Origin of the sequence: Curvibacter delicatus NBRC 14919 (genome assembly GCF_001592265.1) — a bacterium.
GTDB lineage: Bacteria > Pseudomonadota > Gammaproteobacteria > Burkholderiales > Burkholderiaceae_C > Hylemonella > Hylemonella delicata.
Genome location: NZ_BCWP01000033.1, coordinates 18,916 through 38,236, shown reverse-complemented (window position 1 = coordinate 38,236; position 19,321 = coordinate 18,916). Strand labels below are relative to the sequence as shown.

Annotated in this window: 20 protein-coding genes; 14 read left to right on the top strand and 6 right to left on the bottom strand. The window is 66.0% G+C overall.

Annotated elements, in window-relative coordinates; all coding sequences use genetic code 11:
- The coding region (gene mutL / locus CDE01S_RS14360) for a DNA mismatch repair endonuclease MutL (protein WP_174525474.1) at positions 1-559 on the bottom strand (559 nt) is incomplete at its 3' end.
- A gap of 113 nt (positions 560-672) precedes the next feature.
- Here mutL and CDE01S_RS14355 point away from each other — a divergent pair.
- A complete protein-coding gene (locus CDE01S_RS14355; RefSeq protein WP_066708952.1) occupies positions 673-1,674 on the top strand; it encodes an LLM class flavin-dependent oxidoreductase in 1,002 nt (333 codons plus the stop codon).
- A 100-nt stretch (positions 1,675-1,774) separates the two neighbouring features.
- On the opposite strand, the gene CDE01S_RS14350 is transcribed toward CDE01S_RS14355, so the two are convergent.
- From CDE01S_RS14350 to CDE01S_RS14335, 4 genes are read right to left on the bottom strand one after another with little or no spacing between them, the layout of a single operon-like run.
- Positions 1,775-4,231, bottom strand: coding sequence for a xanthine dehydrogenase family protein molybdopterin-binding subunit (locus CDE01S_RS14350; RefSeq protein ID WP_084382901.1), 2,457 nt, complete (start codon positions 4,229-4,231; stop codon positions 1,775-1,777).
- Positions 4,228-4,749 (bottom strand): (2Fe-2S)-binding protein, encoded by a 522-nt coding sequence (locus CDE01S_RS14345; protein ID WP_066708949.1) that lies wholly within the window; start codon positions 4,747-4,749, stop codon positions 4,228-4,230. The genes CDE01S_RS14350 and CDE01S_RS14345 overlap by 4 nt, the downstream gene beginning before the upstream one ends.
- Positions 4,750-4,767: 18 nt before the next feature.
- Positions 4,768-5,640, bottom strand: a complete 873-nt coding sequence (locus CDE01S_RS14340; RefSeq protein WP_066708946.1) for an FAD binding domain-containing protein — start codon at positions 5,638-5,640, stop codon at positions 4,768-4,770.
- Positions 5,641-5,679: 39 nt separating this feature from the next.
- Positions 5,680-6,312, bottom strand: a complete 633-nt coding sequence (locus CDE01S_RS14335) for an SRPBCC family protein (RefSeq protein WP_084382900.1) — start codon at positions 6,310-6,312, stop codon at positions 5,680-5,682.
- A gap of 93 nt (positions 6,313-6,405) precedes the next feature.
- Here CDE01S_RS14335 and CDE01S_RS14330 point away from each other — a divergent pair, with 93 nt between their 5' ends.
- The 10 genes from CDE01S_RS14330 to CDE01S_RS14285 all read left to right on the top strand — a co-directional run bounded on the left by CDE01S_RS14330 (position 6,406) and on the right by CDE01S_RS14285 (position 15,322).
- Positions 6,406-7,131, top strand: a complete 726-nt coding sequence (locus CDE01S_RS14330) for a TetR/AcrR family transcriptional regulator (protein ID WP_157077136.1) — start codon at positions 6,406-6,408, stop codon at positions 7,129-7,131.
- Positions 7,132-7,155: 24 nt separating this feature from the next.
- Entirely contained in the window at positions 7,156-7,623 is a 468-nt protein-coding gene (locus CDE01S_RS14325) for a VOC family protein (protein ID WP_066708943.1), read from the top strand.
- A complete protein-coding gene (locus tag CDE01S_RS14320; protein ID WP_066708941.1) occupies positions 7,623-8,858 on the top strand; it encodes an FAD binding domain-containing protein in 1,236 nt (411 codons plus the stop codon). The genes CDE01S_RS14325 and CDE01S_RS14320 overlap by 1 nt, the downstream gene beginning before the upstream one ends.
- A 38-nt stretch (positions 8,859-8,896) precedes the next feature.
- Positions 8,897-10,150: an ABC transporter substrate-binding protein gene (locus CDE01S_RS14315; RefSeq protein ID WP_066708939.1), complete on the top strand. Its 1,254-nt coding sequence runs from the start codon at positions 8,897-8,899 to the stop codon at positions 10,148-10,150.
- Between the two features lie 77 nt (positions 10,151-10,227).
- Positions 10,228-11,112, top strand: a complete 885-nt coding sequence (locus CDE01S_RS14310) for a branched-chain amino acid ABC transporter permease (protein ID WP_057675337.1) — start codon at positions 10,228-10,230, stop codon at positions 11,110-11,112.
- 9 nt (positions 11,113-11,121) lie between these two features.
- A complete protein-coding gene (locus tag CDE01S_RS14305; protein WP_066708936.1) occupies positions 11,122-12,105 on the top strand; it encodes a branched-chain amino acid ABC transporter permease in 984 nt (327 codons plus the stop codon).
- Entirely contained in the window at positions 12,102-12,848 is a 747-nt protein-coding gene (locus CDE01S_RS14300; protein ID WP_066708934.1) for an ABC transporter ATP-binding protein, read from the top strand. The genes CDE01S_RS14305 and CDE01S_RS14300 overlap by 4 nt, the downstream gene beginning before the upstream one ends.
- A gap of 14 nt (positions 12,849-12,862) precedes the next feature.
- On the top strand, positions 12,863-13,567 hold the full coding sequence (locus CDE01S_RS14295) for an ABC transporter ATP-binding protein (protein WP_066708932.1): 705 nt from the start codon (positions 12,863-12,865) through the stop codon (positions 13,565-13,567).
- Positions 13,568-13,639: 72 nt separating this feature from the next.
- A complete protein-coding gene (locus tag CDE01S_RS14290) occupies positions 13,640-14,305 on the top strand; it encodes a DedA family protein (RefSeq protein WP_066708930.1) in 666 nt (221 codons plus the stop codon).
- Between the two features lie 27 nt (positions 14,306-14,332).
- Positions 14,333-15,322 (top strand): zinc-dependent alcohol dehydrogenase family protein, encoded by a 990-nt coding sequence (locus tag CDE01S_RS14285; RefSeq protein WP_066708928.1) that lies wholly within the window; start codon positions 14,333-14,335, stop codon positions 15,320-15,322.
- Here the strand turns inward: CDE01S_RS14285 and CDE01S_RS14280 are convergent.
- Entirely contained in the window at positions 15,241-16,203 is a 963-nt protein-coding gene (locus CDE01S_RS14280; protein ID WP_174525473.1) for a L,D-transpeptidase, read from the bottom strand. The genes CDE01S_RS14285 and CDE01S_RS14280 overlap by 82 nt on opposite strands.
- 156 nt (positions 16,204-16,359) lie before the next feature.
- Between CDE01S_RS14280 and CDE01S_RS14275 the strand changes: the two genes are divergently transcribed.
- Genes CDE01S_RS14275 through CDE01S_RS14265 form a run of 3 tightly spaced genes read left to right on the top strand, consistent with a single transcriptional unit; the run spans position 16,360 to position 19,208 of the window.
- Positions 16,360-16,683, top strand: coding sequence for a hypothetical protein (locus CDE01S_RS14275; protein ID WP_245636181.1), 324 nt, complete (start codon positions 16,360-16,362; stop codon positions 16,681-16,683).
- Between the two features lie 4 nt (positions 16,684-16,687).
- Positions 16,688-18,538, top strand: a complete 1,851-nt coding sequence (ftsH, locus tag CDE01S_RS14270) for an ATP-dependent zinc metalloprotease FtsH (protein ID WP_066708925.1) — start codon at positions 16,688-16,690, stop codon at positions 18,536-18,538.
- 22 nt (positions 18,539-18,560) lie between these two features.
- Entirely contained in the window at positions 18,561-19,208 is a 648-nt protein-coding gene (locus tag CDE01S_RS14265; RefSeq protein ID WP_066708921.1) for a nitroreductase family protein, read from the top strand.
- The last annotated feature ends 113 nt before the right edge of the window (positions 19,209-19,321 follow it).

The window sequence follows — 19,321 nt, the reverse complement described above, 5'->3', positions numbered from 1 at the left end:
CCAGTGCGTGGCGGCGCACCGACTCGATGCAGTGCGCCAGCTCGGTGGCGTCGGTCTTGAGGAACTTGCGCCGCGCCGGGGTGCTGAAGAACAGTTCCTTCACCTCCACCGTGGTGCCGGTGCTGCGCGCCACCGGTTTCAGCTCGCCGGTGCGGCCGTCCAGCAGATAAGCATTGTTTTGGCCTTCCGCCCTCGACAATATTGCGCAATCAGCTATCGAATTGATAGCGGCGAGCGCCTCGCCGCGAAAACCCATGGTGCCGACCGATTCGAGGTCGTGCAGGTTGCTGATCTTGCTGGTGGCGTGGCGCTTGAAGGCGATCGGCAACTCGCCCGGCAGGATGCCGAAGCCGTTGTCTTCCACCGCAATCAGGCGCACACCGCCGGCCAGCAGGCGTACCGTGATCTGGGTGGCACCGGCATCGAGCGCGTTGTCCACCAGTTCGCGCACCACCGAGGCCGGCCGCTCCACCACTTCGCCGGCGGCGATCTGGCTGATCAGCTCGTCGGGCAGTTCACGGATGGGGCGGCGGGGGGCAGGGGAGGGGACGGCATTCACACGGGCATTTTAGGCGGCACCGGCATGCCCTGCGCCTGCCCGGGTGGCTTGCACGCCGGCGATGGCAATAGCCCTTCCAAGCAGGGGTTTGCGGCGCGCCTGAAAATAAGGGCATGAAAGCACTGAATCAAATTGCCCTGTCCATGCTCGACCTGGTGGCTGTGCGCGAAGGCGGCACGGTGGCCGATGCGCTGGCCATCGCCCTGCGTACCGCCCAGCATGCCGAGTCGCTCGGCTTCACCCGTTACTGGCTGGCGGAGCACCACAACATGCCCGGCATTGCGAGTTCCGCCACGGCGGTGCTGGTCGGCCACATCGCCGCTGGCACGCGCAGCATTCGCGTCGGCTCCGGCGGCATCATGCTGCCCAACCATGCCCCGCTGGTGGTGGCCGAGGCCTTCGGCACGCTGGCCGAGCTCTACCCGGGGCGCATCGACCTGGGCCTGGGCCGCGCGCCCGGCACCGACCCGATGACCATGCGCGCGCTGCGCCGCGACCGGGTGGAGACCGAGGAGGATTTCCCGCGCGACGTCGCCGAGCTGCAGCGTCTGCTGGCGCCGGCCCAGCCGGGGCAGCGCCTGATGGCCATGCCGGGGGCGGGCACCAACGTGCCGATCTGGCTGCTGGGTTCCAGCCTGTTTTCGGCGCGGCTGGCGGCCGAGATGGGCCTGCCCTACGCCTTTGCCTCGCACTTTGCACCGCGCCTGCTGCTGCAGGCCATCGAGTTGTACCGCAGCCTGTTCCGGCCCTCGGCCACGCTGGCGCAGCCCTATGTGGCGATTGGTGTGCCGGTGATCGCGGCCCCTACCGACGCGGAAGCCGAGTACCTGGCCAGCAGCACCTACCAGCGCGTATTGGGCATCTTGACCGGCAAGCGCGGCCGTCTGCCGCCGCCAGTGGAGGGTTTTATGACGCAACTGCAGCCACAGGAACGCGCAGCCATTGCCGACTTCCTGGCGGCGGCCGTCATCGGCGGGCCGCAGACGGTCCGCGCCGGCTTCGAGGAGCTGGCGCAAACCACGCAGGCCGATGAGTTCATCCTGGTGTCGGATGTGTTCGACCCGGAACTGCGCTTGCGTTCGCTGGACATTGCGGCCGCAGCGCGCGCGGCCTGAACGCCGCGCCCGGATGGGTTGCTTGATCAAGTCGAACAAGCCTTTGTCTTAAAAAATTGCCACCAAAGGTGGTGGCAATTTTTCCCCGACATAGGCGGACTCAGATGTGGCCGAGGGTGCGCAGGATTTTTTCCGGTGTGACCGGCTGCGACCAGCACGCCGCTTTCAATGGCCGCAGGGCGTCGTTGATGGCATTCACCACCGCGCCCGGCGCACCGGCGGTGCCGGCCTCGCCCGCACCCTTGGCACCCAGTACCGAGCTGCGCGTGGGCGTCTCGACGTGGGCCACCTCGATGTCGGGCATCTCGCCGGCCATGGGCACCAGGTAGTCGGCCATGCTGCCGTTTTTCATCAGCCCCTGGTCGTCATACAAGCACTCCTCGAACAGCGCACCGCCGATGCCCTGCACGATGGCACCACGGATCTGCTCGTCCACCAGCTTGGGGTTGATGACGCGGCCGCAGTCCTCCACCGCCCAGTGCTTGAGCAGCTTCACAAACCCGGTCTCAGTGTCCACCTCCACATAGGAGGCCTGCACGCCGTTGGTGAAGATGAAAGGGTAGTCGCGTTGCGCGTAGTGGCGCGTGACCATCAGTTCCGAGGTGAAGCCGGCCGGCAGCGTGTCCGGGCGGTAGTAGGCCACGCGGCCCAGCTCCATCAGCGGCAGCAGGGTTTCGCCGGTGGCGGCATCCTTCACGGCGCCGTCGCTCACCACCATGCCGTCGGCGTCGCGCTGGAGGATGGCCTCGGCCACCTGGAGGATGTTGCTGCGCAGCGCCAGGCCGGCCTGCAGCACGGCTTCACCGCCGATGCCCGCGCCGCGCGAAGCCCAGGTGCCGCCGCCATAAGGTACGGTCTCGGTGTCGCCGGTGACCAGGCGCACCGCGCTCATGGGCACCCCCACGGCGTCGGCGGCGATCTGCGCGTAGATGGCCTCGGTACCCTGACCTTGTTCGCCCACGCTCACCATCACGGCCACGCCGCCGCTGGGCTCCAGCCGGATGGTGGCACCGTCCTGCGAGGAGATGCGCGCGCCGCCCACGCCGTAGAAGGCCGCACTCGGGTTGGTGAGTTCGATCAGGGTGGCAAAGCCGATGCCGCGGTAGATGCCCTTGGCGCGCAGCGCGGCCTGCTCGGCGCGCAGCGCGGGGTAGTCCATCAGTGCTTCGATCTTGCGCAGGCAGGCCTCGTGCGACAGCACTTCCAGCTTGATGCCCGAGGCGCCGGTGGCAGGGTAGGCGTTGTCCGGGATGACGTTGCGACGGCGAAACGCCAGCGGATCCATGCCCAGCTTGGCAGCGGCTAGGTCCACCAGGCCCTCGGTGACCGCGCAGGCGATGGGGTGGCCCACGCCGCGGTACTGGCAGGTGGGCGTCTTGTTGAGGAACACCACGCTGAGCTTGGCGCGGTATTCCTTGTGCTTGTAGGGCCCGCCGGTGAGGTTGACGACCTGGTTGCCCTCAATGCCGCTGGTGCGCGGGAACATGGAGAACGGACCAATGCCAGTCACGTCGTCGATCTCGAAGGCCAGGATGTCGCCTTCTTTCGTGGCGGCAATGCGGCCCTGAATGCGGTGCTCGCGCGCATGGATATCGCTGGTGAACGACTCCAGCCGGTCGGCCACGAACTTCACCGGCCGCTTGAGCAGGATGGAGATGGCCACGGTGGCGAAGTCGTCCGGGTAGGCGTGCACCTTGATGCCGAAGGACCCGCCCACGTCCTTGCAGATCACACGCACCGCCGATTCGGGCAGGCCGAACTGGCGCGAATACAGGTCCTGCATCATGTGCGGCGCCTGCTGCGAGTGGTAGACGGTGAGCTGGCCCGAGGCCGGGTTGTAGTCGGCGATCTGGCAGCGCGGCTCCAGCGTGACGCCGGTGTGGCGGCCGAAGTCGAAGGTGGCCTCGGCCACCACGTCGGCTTTCGCAAAGGCCTCGTCCACGCCACCGGTGTCCAGGCTGCGCGCGAAGCACAGGTTGTCGCCGAGCTCAGGATGGATGACGGGCGTTTCAGGCGCCAGCGCGGTGTTCATGTCCAGCGCGGCGGGCAGGGTTTCCCACTCCACCTGCACGTACTGCAACGCGTCTTCGGCCTCGGCGCGGGTCTTGGCCACCACGGCCACCACCGGCTCGCCTTGCCAGCAGGCGCGCTCGATCGCCATCGGGTACTGCGGGGCCGACTTGATGCCGGCTAGGTGGGTGAGCGTGGCCACCCAGGGCTTGCAGATGGCGGCCAGGTCCGCGCCGTCGTAGACGGCCAGCACGCCGGGCATCATGCGAGCGTAGTCGCGCTCGATGCGCAGGATCTTCATGTGTGCCACCGGCGAGCGCCAGAACACCACATGGCCCATGCGCGGCAGTTCCAGGTCGTCCACGTACTGGCCACGGCCTTCGGTCAGGCGTTCGATGTTGGGGCGCGGGATGGCCTGGCCGATGTGGCGCGCATCCTTGAGCGCACCGTCCAGTGGTTCGGCCACCGGGGTGTGCGGTGCTTCGGCGCGCGCGGTCAGCGCGTCTTCGAGGGATTTCTTCAGTGCGCGTGATTCGGGGGCGTTCATGCGGAGGCTCCTTGGCGGCGGGTGGCCAGCACGTCACAGACGGCATCGACGATGGCCTGGTAGCCGGTGCAGCGGCAGTAGTTGCCGCTCATCCATTCGCGCACTTCCTCGCGGCTGGCGCCGGGCTTGTGTTCCAGCAGTTCGCTGGCGGCCATCAGCATGCCCGAGGTGCAAAAGCCGCACTGCAGGGCGTTGTGGCGAATGAAGGCCTGTTGCAGGTCGCGGATGCTGCCGCGTTCGGTGAGGCCTTCGATGGTCTCCACGCGCCGGCCATCGGCCTGCACGGCCAGCACCAGGCAGCCGCGCACCACCGTGTCGTCCAGCCGCACGGTGCAGGCGCCGCACACGCCGTGTTCGCAGCCCAGGTGCGAGCCCTTGAGGCCCAGGCCCTCGCGCAGGAAGTCGATCAGGTGAGCGCGGGGCTGCACCGCATGCTGGCCACAGTGGCCGTTGACGGTGATGGTGACCGGGCGCGCGCCGGTGTCGAGTTCATCGGATGTTTCGTTCAGGGGGCTCATGGCATGTCCTTGTCGGTTTCAGGCCTGCAGCGTGGACTGCTGGGTCAGGGCGTGCAGGGCGCGCTTGAGCATCACGCCAGCCAGGTGCTGCTTGGCGGCGGGGCTGTGCGTGAGGTCGCCTTCGATCTGCAGTTCCCTGCGCAGGGCCTGCAAGGCCAGGGCGGTGACGGCTTCGCTGAAGAATTGGCCTTCGAGTGCCTGTTCGGCCGCCTGGGCGCGCTGCGGCATGCTGCCGGTGCCTAACCAGGCCAGGCGCACCTGGCTCAGCAGCCCGTCCTGCACGCGGGCGCTGGCCGCCAGGCCGACCACCGCGTAGTCGCCGTGGCGGCGCGAGAGCTCGTCGAAGGCAACGCGTTGGCCGGCGTTGGCCAGCGGGATCTCGCAGGCCACGATCATCTCGTTGGGCTGCAGCGTCGTGGTGTAGAGACCGGTGTAGAAATCCTTCGCCGCGATGCGGCGTTCGCCCGCCACGCTGCGCGCCACCACCACACCGTCGAGCGCCAGCAGGCAGGCAGGCCATTCGGCCGCCGGATCGCCATAGGCAATGGAGCCGCAGAAGGTGCCCAGGTTGCGGATGGCGCGGTGCGCGATGTGCGGCGCCGCCATCGCCAGCAGCGGCGTGTGGCGCGCCACCTCGGCCGAGGCTTCGATCTCGCTGTGCGTGACCATGGCGCCAATGCGCAGGACGGTGCTGCTGAGCTGCAGGCCGCGCAGTTCGGTCACGCCTTGCAGGTCGATCAGCAACGCGGGTTCAGACAGACGCATGTTGAGTGTGGCCAGCAGTGTCTGGCCGCCGGCCAGCAGGCGGGCCTCATCGCGATGGCGGTCGAGCAGAGCCAGCACCTCGGCGAGTTGCCGGGGGCGGGCGTAAGAAAAGGCGGGGGCTTTCATGGGCGTGTTCCTCGCAACGGGTGAGGGGAGTCGTGAGGATCAGCGTAGCCAGTGCGCGCCCATCCAGACACCGAGCGCAGTGGACACCACGCCGGCCGCGAACCAGAGCAGGCGGGGCTTTTCCTTCTCGAACCAGCCTGCAGGTGTCGCAGGCAGGGTCGCCGCCGCAACAGCCGCCGCAACCGCAGGCAGACCGGCGGCCGGCACGGGCAGGGCCAATGGCAGGGGCGATGCGGCGCTGAACTGGGACTTGAAGGCATCGAAGAAACGGTCGGCCATCTGGCGCGCCGAGGCGTCGATCAGCCGGCCGCCGATCTGCCCCAGCTTGCCCGCCACCGAGGCCTGGGTCGTGTAGTCCAGGCGTGTGCCTTCGGGCACCGCCGCGAGCGCAATGACCGAGCTGCCCTTGGCGAAGCCGGCACTGCCGCCCGAGCCTTCGAAGTGAAGCGTGCAACCCCGCAGCGGGTGCACGTCGGTTAGGAGCACCTTGCCGACGAAATTGGCGCGCACGGGGCCGAGTTTGAGCAGCACGCGGGCGTGCATCTCCTGCGGCGAAATCTGGCGTACTTCCTCGCAGCCGGGGATGCACTGGCGCAGTACCTCGGGGTCGTTCAACGCATGCCAGACCTTGTCCGGCGTGGAGGGAATGGTGACGCTGCCTTGTAGTTCCATGGGCTGTCCTGTGGGTTCGGAAAGGCTTGGGGTTTGTCCTGATTCAGGCTTATTGACCAAGCGTTAAATTAACCCGAACTATCAAACAAGCCCGTGGCCACATCCATCCGTAAAAACCCTGTCAAGGTGCCGGCGCCCCCCGCGCCGAGGCGGCGCCTGTCGCCGGCAGAGCGCGAGCGCCAGATCGTGGAGGGCTCAGTGCGCTTCTTCTCCGAGCATGGATTGGATGGCCAGTTGCGTGACCTCGCGCGTGAGCTGGGCATTACCCATACGCTGCTGTACCACTACTTCCCGACCAAGCAGGCGCTGATCGAGCGCGTTTATGCCGATCTGTTCGCTGCACGCTGGGACGAGGAGTGGGAACGCCTGCTGGACGACAAGACGCTTGAGGTGGAGGTCAAGCTCACACGCTTCTATACCAAGTACGCCAAGCGCATCCTGGAGCGCGACTGGGTGCGCGTGTTCGTGTTTTCCGGCCTGAGCGACCGCTACATCACAGACCGCTATTTCGCCCTGCTGGGCGAAAAACTGTTCCCGCGCCTGGTGCGCGAGAGCCGGCGCTACCTGGGCGTGCCCAACCGCAGCAAACCCACGCCGCGCGAGATGGAATTGCTCATGGGCCTGCACGGCAGCATCTTCTACATGGGGCTGCGCCGCTGGGTCTACGGGCTGGAGCAGCCGGGCAGCAAGACCGATCCGTTCGACGAGGTGTTCGTGCACGACCGTGTGCGCGGCTACCTGCAGACCTTGCCCGAAGTTTTTGGCCACGGCGCCAAGCCGCGTGCCGCAGGCCGGACGCCCCGGCGAGCACTTGCCTAGACAAACGACGAAGGAGAAACCGACATGGCGCTGACTCTGAATCATTTCTCGATCCGCACCACCGACATGGACGCCACGCGGGTGTTCTACGAACAGGTACTCGGCATGACGGTGGGGCCGCGCCCGCCCTTTCCCTTCCCGGGTTTGTGGCTCTACAGCGGCGACACCGACAGCTGGGCGAATGCCATGGTGCACGTGATCGGCATCGACAAGAATGACCCCGAAGGGCTCAAGCGCTATCTGGGCGACCGCGATGTTTCCTCCTTGCACGGCAGCGGCGCAGTGGACCACATCGCGCTGTTTGCCAATGGACTGGAGACCATGCTCACGCATCTGCAGAAGCTGGGGGTTGTGTGCCGCGAGCGCACCGTGCCACAGATCGGTCTGCACCAGCTGTTCCTGGATGATCCGAGCGGCGTGGTGATCGAGCTCAACTACCCGGCGCAGGAGAAGACGGAACTGGACGCCAAGCGCGCCAAGGCAGCCGCCTGATGGCCAGCATCCTGGTTGCGGGCGGATCATTGGGTGGCCTGATGGTCGCCAACATGTTGTTGCGCGGCGGGCATGATGTGCGCGTGCTGGAGAAGGTACCGGGTTCGCTCGACGGCCGCGGCGCCGGCATCGTGACGCACAAGCGACTGGTTGAGGGCCTGCTGCGCGCCGGACTGGATGCCGACGCCTCGCTGGGGGTGGCCGTCCCCGGGCGTGTGCTGCTGGATGCCCGGGGTGAGGTGCAGACCGCGTTCGATCTACCGCAGGTGCTGACGTCCTGGAGCCGCCTGTATTCGTTGCTGTTCGACATCTTCCCGCGCGAGCGTTATGTGCAACCGGCGACGGTGAATGAAGTGCACGCCGACCCGGACAGCGTGACCGTGCGCTACGGCAGCCAGGCGCTGCGCGCCGATCTGCTGATTGCGTCGGACGGCATCCGCTCGGCCGTACGCCAGCAACTGGCGCCGCACATCCAGCCGCAGTACGCGGGCTACGTGGCCTGGCGTGGCGTGTGCGATGAAGCCGTGCTGTCGCGCCGCACGCGCGAAATGGTGTTCGAGCGCTTTGCTTTCGGCTTGCCGGCTGGCGAACAGCTGATTGCCTATCCGGTCGCCGGCCCCGGCCACGCGCTGGCGGTGGGGCAGCGCAGCTACAACGTTGTCTGGTACCGGCCCGCCAACGCGAGCGAGTTGCGCGCCTTGCTCACCGACGCCGATGGCGACTACCACGCCGCCGGCATTCCCCCGAACAAGGTGTCGTGGCGCGCCGTGGCGGCCATGCGCACGGCTGCGCGCGAGCTGCTGGCGCCCCAGTTCGCCGAGATCATGGAGAAGACGGCACAGCCGTTCCTGCAGGCCATCTACGACGTGAGTTCCGAGCGCATCGCCTTCGGTCGCGTGGCCCTGATGGGCGATGCCTCCTTCGTGGCGCGGCCGCATGTGGGGGCCGGCGTGACCAAGGCGGCCGAGGATGCCATGGCGCTGTCCGACGCCATCCGTGCCCATGGCGCGACCCCCGCCGCGCTGGCGGCCTACGAAACCGAGCGCCTCAAGGTGGGCCAGGCCATCGTGGAACGCGGCCGTCGCCTGGGAGGTTATCTCCAGGCCTACAGCGGTGGCGCGCGGCGAGCGCGCAGCGCCAGCGAAGACATCGATGTGGCGCACGACACCGCCATCGAACTGGACGGTTTCACCGTCGAAGACCTGCTTTCCGTACGTGGTGCCCAGCAAGACTGAAGGCACTGATTATTCCAACCAAAGCTGAGGAGACGAGCATGACAGAACGCAATACGCAATTCAATCGCCGCCATGTGCTGCAACTCGGAGCCGCCAGTGCGGCCGTGGCTGGCGCACCTTTTGTGCTCAAGCTGGCGCAGGCCCAGGGCAACGCGCCGATCAAGATCGGTTTTCCGGTGCCGTTGACGGGGGCTTTTTCCGCCGAGGCGCAGGATCAGGTGCGTGCCGCCGAAATCGCCATCAAGGATTTCAACGACGCGGGTGGTTTCAATGGCCGCAAAGCCGAGTTGCTGGTGCGTGACGACAAGCTCAATCCGGGTGAGGCAGCCACCCGCACGCTGGAGCTGATCGAGAAGGACAAGGTGGACTTTGTCGTCGGCTCACTGTCGGCTGCGACCCAGCTTTCCATCAACGCTGTCTGCCGCGACCGCAAGATCATCTTCAATTCGATCAGCCAGTCCGATGCCATCAACGAAGCGAAGGACTGGAGCTTGTACACCTTCCACGAGGCGCTCAACCCGCACCTGACGGCAGGCGCCGTGGCGCGCTACGCCTTCCCGAGGTTCGGCAAGAAGGTGGTCTACCTGACGGCCGACTACGCCTACGGCCACGAGATGGTGCGCGGTTTCCAGCGCGCCGGCCAGGCCATGGGCGTGCAGACGCTGGCCGACATTCGCCACCCCATCGGGGCGGCCGACTACTCGGCCTTCCTGCCGCGCATCCAGTCCCTGAAGCCCGACATCCTGGTGCTGTGCAACTTCGGTCGCGATCTGGTGAATTCGGCCAAGCAGGCCACCGACTTCGGCATCAAGGCCAACACCAAGATCATTACCCCGGTGCTGCTGTACACGGCGCGCCAGGCCGGCGGTGCCGACGCCTTCGACGGCATTCTGGGTGGTACCTCCTACTACTGGGGCATGGAAGACAAGATTCCCGCGGCGAAGGCCTTCAATGACAAGTTCCGCAAGGCCCACGGTGGTGCGGTGCCCTCGGACTACGGTGCGCTCGGCTACGCCGGCGTGCGAAGCGTGCTGCAGGCCGTTCTCAACGCCAAGTCCACCGATTCCATGAAGGTCAGCATCGCATTGCGCCAGCTGCGCTACAACTGGTACAAGGGCGAGCAGTTCTACCGCAAATGCGACCATCAGTCGGTGCAGTCGGTCGTCATCGTCGAGTCGAAGTCGAAGAACATGAAAGACAAGTACGACGTCTTCAATGTGCTCTCGATCGAGAACGCGGACGAGAAGAACCTGCGCACCTGCGAGGAAATGGGCCACAAGGTCTCCACCTGATCCACGTCGTTTCGTTCGCCACTCCCTCGGCGCGTGAGCGCCGGGGGAATTCCTTCCTGATCCAACGGAAAATCCGAATGCTTGACATCTCGCCGCAACTGTTTGCCCTGCAGTTGATGACCGGTATTGCGCTGGGCGCCATCTACGCCCTGCTGGCGATCGGCCTGTCGCTGATCTTTGGCATGCTGACCGTGGTGAACTTTGCTCACGGTGCTTTTTTCATGGTGGGCGCCTTCCTTGGGGTGTACTTCCTCGGCATCACCGGCAACTTCTGGTTCAGCCTGCTGCTGGTGCCGCTGGCCACAGGCGCCATCGGTCTGGTGTGCGAACGCTTCCTGGTGCGGCCGTTGTATGGCCGGGGTATCGACTACCCGCTGTTGTTGACCTTCGGTCTGTCCTATGTGCTGATCGACGTGATGCGTTTTGCTTTCGGCATTGAGGGCTTGCCCAGTTCCACCCCGGCAGCGTTGCGCGGCTCGGTCTCGCTGGGTTTTGGTCATTTCCCTCTGTACCGACTGTTCCTGATTGGCGCAACCGCGGCCATCGTGCTGGCCCTGTGGCTGTTCATCGAGAAAACGCGCTACGGACTGATCATCCGCGCCGGCTCGCGCGACCCGGAGATCGTCCGGGTGCTGGGCATTGATATCTCGCGCGTCTGGTTGCTGGTGTTCGGCATCGGCACGGCGATTGCCGGCCTGTCTGGCCTGCTGGCGGCGCCCACGCGCGCCGTCAACCCCGAGATGGGCATTCCCATCCTGGCCGAGTCCTTTGTCGTCACCGTGGTGGGCGGCATGGGCTCGCTGCCCGGCGCGGTGGTGGCGGGCCTGCTGGTGGGCATCGTCTTCGCGATGACCTCGCTGGTGGCGCCCGAATACGCCGAACTTTCGATCTTTGTCCTGATGGCCGTGGTCCTGCTGATCCGTCCGCAGGGCTTCTTCGGCAAGGCCGGACTGATGAGCTGAGCGATCCCCATGAACAAGTACCTCTTTCAATTCATCGCACTGGCACGACAGCACCGTGTGGCCGCCGCCCTGTTGTTCCTGCTGGTGTTTCCTTTTCTGATGCCCTACGACGCGCTGTCGGTCAACATCCTGATCTTCGGCCTCTACGCGGTGGGCTTCAACCTGCTGTTCGGCTACACCGGCATGCTGTCTTTTGGTCATGCCGCTTTCCTGGGGGTAGGCTCCTACCTTGCCGGCATCGCGGTGGTTCACGCCGGCTGGCCCTGGTGGGCGGCCATCCTGGCGGGCATAGCCTCGTCCAGCCTGGTGGGGCTGGTCATCGGCTTCCTGGCCATCCGCACCCGCGGCATCTACTTTTCCATGGTGACACTGGCGCTGGGCCAGATCGTCTATTACGTCTTCTACAAGGCGGATCACTGGACCGGCGGTGAGAACGGCCTGCGCGGCGTGAAGGTGGAGTTCATCGACCTGCCGGGCATCTCGATCAACTTTCTCGACCCACTCAACAAGTACTACGTGATCTATGTCTTTGTGGCGCTGGCGCTGTGGTTCCTCTCGCGCGTGCTGAGTTCGCCCTTCGGTGCCGTGATCGAGGCCATCCGCGAAAACGAGAAGCGTGCCGCTGCTTGCGGTTATGACGTGGCACGCGCCAAGCTGCTGGTCTTCGTGCTCTCGGCGGGCATCTGCGGGCTGGCCGGCACGCTGCGCGCGCTGCACCTGTCCGTCGTGCCGATCGATTCGCTGCATTATCTGCAGTCCGGTCAGGCCGTGATGATGTGTCTGCTGGGCGGTATGGGCACCTTCTTCGGCCCGTTCGTCGGTGCGGCGGTCTTTCTCTACCTGGAAGATGTGGTCACCAACCTCACCCGCTACTGGATGGGTGTGGTGGGCATCGTCTTCATGGTCTTCGTGCTGTTCTTTCCCAAGGGACTGTGGGGCACGCTGCTGCACCAGCTAGAGCGCTGGCAGGGCCGCCAGGGAGGTGCCGCATGAGCAGCACACCTATCCTGGAAGTGCGTCACGCTTCGCGTTTTTATGGCAAGTTCAAGGCACTCAGCGATGTCAGCGTGTCTTTCCGCGCCGGTGAACTCACGGCCATCATTGGTCCCAACGGTGCGGGCAAGAGCACCTTCTTCAATGTGATCAGCGGCGGCGTGCCGCCCAGCGCAGGGCAGGTGTTGTTCCAAGGGCAGGACATCACGGGCATCGCCCCGCACGAGTTTGCCCGCCGTGGCATTGCCAAGAGCTTCCAGATCACCAACGTCTTCAAGCACCTGAGCGCGCACGAGAACGTGCGGGTGGCGCTGCAGATGCAGACCACACGCTTCCAACTGCTGCGCCCGCGCAGCCATTACCGCGAACTGATCGAACGGGCAGACGCCCTGCTGGCGCGCGTGGGCCTGCAGGCCTGCCGCGACAAGCTCGCCGGTGACCTGGCCCATGGCCAGCAGCGCTCGCTGGAAGTGGCTATGGCTCTGGCCTGCGAGCCCAAGCTGTTGCTGATGGACGAACCCACCGCCGGCATGTCGCCCGAGGAAACGCTGGTGATGATGGAGCTGATCCGCCGGTTGGCGCAGGAGCGTACCGTCATTCTGGTGGAGCACAAGATGAAGATGGTGATGGGCCTGTGCAGCCGGCTCATCGTGCTGCACCACGGCGAACTGCTGGTGGACGGCACGCCCGAGGAGATCCGCAACAACGCCGAGGTCAAGCGCGTCTACCTGGGCCAGGGCTGAAGAAAGAATCCGACATGCTGAAAGTTCAACAACTCAACGCCTGGTACGACCACAGCCACGTGATCCAGGGCCTGGATTTCGAGGTACGCCAGGGCGAGATCGTCACGCTCATGGGGCGCAATGGCGCTGGCAAGACCAGCACGCTGCGCACCATCATGGGCCTGGTGAGCAAGTGCCGTGGCCAAGTCATCTTCGACGGCCAGGACCTGCTGGGACAACCGCCTCACGTGCGTTTCCACCACGGCCTGGCTTATGTGCCCGAGGAGCGGCGCATCGTGCCCGGCCTGACCGTGCTGGAGAACCTGCAGCTGGGCTTGCTGGCCAGTTCGCGCCGTGGCGAGATGGATGCCATGATCGACGAGATCGCCGAGACCTTCCCGCGCCTGAAGGAGCGCCTGCACCAGGAGGGTACTTCGCTTTCGGGCGGCGAGCAGCAGATGCTGGCCATTGCCCGTGCCATGATGGCCCGGCCGCGCATGATCCTGCTGGACGAACCATCCGAGGGCATCATGCCGCTGCTGGTTCATGAGATGTTCCAACTCTTCGTGCGCATGAAGCAGGCTGGCACCACCATTTTGCTGGTGGAGCAGAATGTGGAGCGGGCGCTGTCCATCTCTGACCGCGCATATATCCTGGACCAAGGCCAGATCGTGCATCAGGGGGCCGCCGACGAGCTGCTGCGCAATGCCGAGATCCAGGAGCGCTACTGCGCGGTATAGACGGGGTTCGAGCGTGGTCTGAAGTCTCCGCGTCGGGGTGAGGTGGGCCCAGGGCGGGGATAATCCCCGTCCATGGAACTGATCACCTTTCTCATTGATTTCATCCTGCACGTCGACAAACACCTGGAGGTGTTCGTGCAGAACTATGGCGTGTGGGTCTACGCGCTGCTGTTTCTCATCGTCTTCGTCGAGACCGGGCTGGTGGTCATGCCCTTCCTGCCGGGGGACTCGCTCTTGTTCGTGGTCGGTACGCTGGCCGGGGCCGGGTTGCTGAGTTATCCCGTCGCGGTGGCCGTGCTGCTGGTGGCCGCCGTCCTGGGTGACCAGTGCAATTACTCGATCGGGCGCTACTTCGGGCCGAAGGTGTTCAAGTGGGAGAACTCGCGCCTGTTCAACAAGCGCGCCTTCGACCAGGCCCATGCCTTCTACGAAACCTACGGCGGCATCACCATCATCCTGGCGCGTTTCATGCCCTTCATCCGCACCTTCGCGCCTTTTGTGGGTGGCGTGGCTGAGATGAGCCGCCTCAAGTTCACGCTCTACAACGTGGTGGGCGCGCTGATCTGGGTGCTGGGCATCTGCACCGCGGGTTATTTCCTCGGCAGCCTGCCGTGGGTCAAGGCCAACCTGGAGAAGATCATCTGGGGCATGATCCTGATTCCCGGCTTGCTCGTGATCTACGGTACCTGGAAAGCGCAGCGCCGGCAGAAGGTGGAATTCATCTCCGGCGCCAAATAAGGGCCCGCCGGTTCACAGGAGCCAAGCATGCTGGCAATGCGCGTGACACAGCCCGGCCAGCCGCTGCAGGCGGCCGAACTGCCCGTGCCGCAGCCGGGTCCACATGAGCTGCTGGTGCAGGTGCTGGCCTGCGGCGTCTGCCGCACCGACCTGCACATCATCGACGCCGATCTGCCGCCACGCCACCCCGGCATGGTGCCGGGGCACGAGGTGGTGGGCCGCGTGGTGGCCACCGGGCCGGGGGCGACACGCTTCGCTATCGGCACCCGCATCGGCATTCCCTGGCTGGGCGGCACCTGCGGCCATTGCCCTTACTGTGCGAGCCAGCATGAGAACCTGTGCGACACACCGGTCTTCACCGGCTACGACCGGCCCGGCGGCTTCGCTGAATACACCGTGGCGGATGAGCGTTATTGTTTTGCGCTTCCAGACCACTACGACGATGTGCACGCCGCACCGCTGCTGTGTGCCGGGCTGATCGGCTTTCGCGCCTACCGGCTGGCGGGGCTGGGCGCGCGTGCCCGGATCGGTCTGTACGGCTTTGGCGCGGCGGCGCACATCATGGCGCAGATTGCCGTGGCGCAGGGGCATGAGGTGTATGCCTTCGTGCGCGCAGGGGACGAACAAAGCGCACGTTTTGCCCGCCAGCTGGGTGCGACCTGGGCCGGCCCGTCCGATGCGCTGCCGCCGCAGCAACTCGATGCCGCGCTGATCTTTGCCCCCGTGGGTTCATTGGTGCCGGCAGCTTTGCGCGCCACACGCAAGGGCGGGGTGGTGGTGTGTGCCGGCATCCACATGAGCGACATCCCGGCTTTTCCCTACTCACTGCTGTGGGGCGAGCGCAGCGTGCGTTCGGTGGCCAACCTGACGCGTGAAGACGGCGAGGCCTTCTTCGACTGCATCGCGCGCCACCCCGTCACCACCCATGTGCAGGCCTACCCGTTGGCGCAGGCCAACGAGGCGGTGGCCGCACTGCGCGCCGGCACCATCGACGGTGCCGCGGTGCTGGTGCCCTGAGGAGCGCCGCTGGGAGCGAGAGATGAGCTTGCGGGCGCTGTCGCTGGTTTTCGTTTCGGGCGGGGCTTGAAAGGGTTGGGCGACCAGGCCGGGCGCTTGGCCCGCTGGGTATCCACCACGATCAGATAACGGCCGGCGTCTGCCGCCGGTGTGCGTTGCGGCGACAGCACCCAGAGGTGCCGCCCTTCGGCCAAGGCGTCCTCGTAGTCGGCATCGAGCAGGCCGTGCTGGTCGAGCAGGCGGTTGAGCGAGGCCGGAATGCGGATGCAGCCCTTGGACTGCACGCTGCCGAGTTTGGGTTCCAGGAATTCGGGGTCGGTGGCGTGCAGCATCAGGCGCATGGTGCTGGTGCCACCATTGCCCCAGCCGCGCCGGCCCTGTTGCCAGCCGAAATCGAACACGCGCATGCCCTGGACCCCGAAGCCGCGGATGCCGTGCTCGTTGAAGGTGCCTTCGGCACGGAAGTCGGGGTTGAGGGTGTTGTGGTCGAACACGCCGGTGGGCGTCTCGAAGTAGTCGTACTCGCCGCCGCGTCCGGTGGAGACAGGCGAGGCGCCGATCAGCACCACGCGGGCAGGTGGCGCCACCCAGAGCAGCAGCAGCGCCTGCACCTGCGGACTGCGGTCCACCAACACCAGGTACTGCGGGCGTTCCAGCGTGACGCCGGCGCTGTGCAGCATCTGCAGCGCCAACTCGCCATAACGTCGGGCTTCAGCGTCTGGCAGCTGCAGGCGTTTGTCCACCGCGCGGGCGAAGCGGTCGGCCATGGCCGTCGGCGACTCACCCGCGGCCCGCGCCGCTGGCCAGCACAGCAAGGCTGCGGTCAGCAGGAGCAGCGCCAGCCGTTGGAACGGGCGATGGTCAGGGCTTGTGTGGGGCATCGGGAACGGTGTTTCTTGTCGGGGTGGATGAACAAACAGGTGGCTGGTCGATGCTAAGAAGCGTAAGCTGGACGAAGTTTGACATGGCTCAAGAAACGCCGGGCCGGCTGGATTGATCCTTGCCACTGTAGCGACAGCAAGCAAAAGGTGAACGACATGACAAGCAAGAAGCCCGCAGCGGCGAGCAAGAAGACCGCCAGCATGAAAGCCGTGCCGGAGACCAGCGCCGGCGATGTGGAGCAGATCATGGCGCGGCCCGACGGCTACTACTGGCGTGCGCCAGGCGGCAAGCAGGAGTTCGGCCCCTTCGCCAGTCTGGAAGAAGCCATGGCCGACATGCAGTCGTCAGATGAGGAGTCGCCCACGCCGGGGGAAACCCTGCAGGAGGCCGAGAGCGAACTCGGAATTTCCGACTGGATCGACCCTGACACCGGCGGGCTGGCCGAAGGTCTGTCGCCACCGCACATCGACGAGGAGTGAGCGGGTGGAGAAACGCACGCAGTGGAATCTTTGGTACATCGCGCTGGCGATCGTGGGGGTGCTGGTGCTGCAGAGTTTCGTGCAGCAGTGGCAGCAGGTGCAGCCGCTGCCCTACAGCGAATTCCTGCAGGAGCTGGAAAAGAAAAACATCAAGGAGATCGCGGTCTACGCCGACCACCTGGAAGGCACGCTGAACCAGCCCTTGCCTGACGGCCGCACGCGTTTTGCCACCACGCGGGTGGAGCTCGATCTGGCGCGTGACCTGGCACAGTACGGTGTGCGCTTCACCGGGGTGGTGCAGAGCACCTTTTTGCGCGACATCTTTTCCTGGGTGGCGCCGACCCTGGTCTTTTTCGCCATCTGGATGTTCGCCATCCGCAAGATCGCCCAGCGCGGTGGTCTGGGGGGCGGTCTGGGCGACGGCTTGTTGTCCATCGGCAAGAGCAAGGCCAAGGTCTATGTGGAGAGTGATACCCGGGTGACGTTTGAGGACGTGGCCGGCGTTGACGAGGCCAAGGTCGAGCTGGAGGAGATCGTCGATTTCCTCAAGGACCCGACGGCACACAGCCGGCTGGGCGCGCGCATCCCGAAGGGCATTCTGCTGGTGGGGCCGCCGGGCACCGGCAAGACGCTGCTGGCACGCGCGGTGGCGGGGCAGGCCGGCGTGCCGTTCTTTTCCATCAACGGCTCGGAGTTCGTCGAGATGTTTGTCGGCGTCGGTGCGGCACGCGTGCGCGACCTGTTCGAACAGGCACGGCAGCGGGCGCCGGCCATCATCTTCATCGACGAGATCGATGCCCTGGGCCGTGCCCGCGGCGCCTATGGCCTGGGCGGCCACGACGAGAAGGAACAGACGCTCAACCAGCTGCTGGCCGAACTCGACGGCTTCGACCCGCGCGCCGGCCTGGTGCTGCTGGCCGCCACCAACCGGCCCGAGATCCTGGACCCGGCGCTGCTGCGCGCCGGCCGCTTCGACCGTCAGGTGCTGGTGGACCGGCCCGACAAACATGGCCGGGTGCAAATCCTGCAGGTGCACATCAAGCGCATCAAACTGGCGGCCGGGCTGGACCTGGCGCAGATTGCCGCGCTCACCCCCGGTTTCACCGGCGCCGACCTGGCCAACCTCGTCAACGAGGCCGCGCTGGTGGCCACGCGGCGCAACGCCGACGAGGTGTCGCTGGCCGACTTCACCACCGCCATCGAGCGCATCGTGGCCGGGCTGGAGAAGCGCAACCGCATCCTCAACCCGGAGGAGCGCCGCATCATTGCCGTGCACGAGATGGGCCACGCACTGGTGGCCATGGCGCTGCCGGGGCTGGACACGGTGCACAAGGTGTCCATCATCCCGCGCGGCATTGGCGCGCTGGGTTACACCATCCAGCGCCCGACCGAAGACCGCTACCTGATGACGCGGCAGGAGCTGGAGAACAAGATGGCCATGCTGCTGGCCGGCCGCGCGGCCGAGATGCTGCTCATCGGCCACGCCTCCACCGGCGCCTCGGATGACCTGGCCAAGGCCACCGACATTGCGCGCAGCATGGTGATGCGTTTCGGCATGGACGCCACGCTGGGGCAGGTGGCTTACGAAAACCCGCCGTCGCCCTTTCTCGGCCCCATGCCGGACGGCATGGACCTGGGCCGTGCACAGTACGCCCCGGAAACGGCGCGCGAGATCGACTGCGCGGTGCGTGCCCTGACCGAAGCCGCCTTCCATCGCGCCACCGACCTGCTGACGCAGCGCCGCAGCACGCTGGAAGAGGGCAGCCGCCTGCTGCTGGCGCGCGAGACGCTGACGGAAGACGAGATCGTGGCGCTGTTGCAGCCTGCGGCCGGGGCCGCAGGGGTGGACGCCTGACAGGCAGGAGAGGAGGGAGTACATGAACACCTTGACCAAAATGGCTTTGGGTTTGATGGGGCAGCTTCACGCCCAACCCGCCAGCGGCGAGTCGCTGACCGTGGTGGCGTTGCCGCCGGCACAGACCACGGGCGGCCTGCCCCTGATGGAGGCCTTGCGCCAGCGTCACTCTGCGCGCGAGTTCCGCCCTGATGCGCTGACCCCGCAACAGCTGTCGGACCTGCTGTGGGCGGCTTGCGGCCTGAACCGCGACGACTTGGGCGGGCGCACCGCGCCTTCGGCCATGAATGCGCAGGAGGTCGATCTGTACGTGGCACTGCCGCAGGGGTTGTACCTGTACGAGCCGAAAGCGCAGGCGCTGCGGCTGGTGCTGGCCGAGGATGTGCGGCGCGTCACCGGTTACCAGGACTTTGTCGACACGGCGCCACTGGATCTGATCTTCGTGGCCGACCACAGCCGCATGAAGATCGTGCCGGCCGCCATGCGCACCTCTTACGCTTCGGTGGCGGCCGGTGCGATGGCGCAGAACATTTACCTTTACTGTGCCTCGGTTGGCCTGTCCACTGTGGTGCGCGCCTGGTTCGACCGCCAGGCCCTGACCCAGGCCATGGGCCTCACGCCGGACCAGCAATTGCTGCTGACACAGACCGTGGGCTGGCCGAAGGCTTGATTTGATGCATTGATGACGGCGCTGGTGACGTCCTTGAGCGGTCTTCCGCTCAAGGGCCAGACAGTGCCGTACTGCGTACGGTGGAAAGAACGGCTCGCCGGGCCGTCCATGGC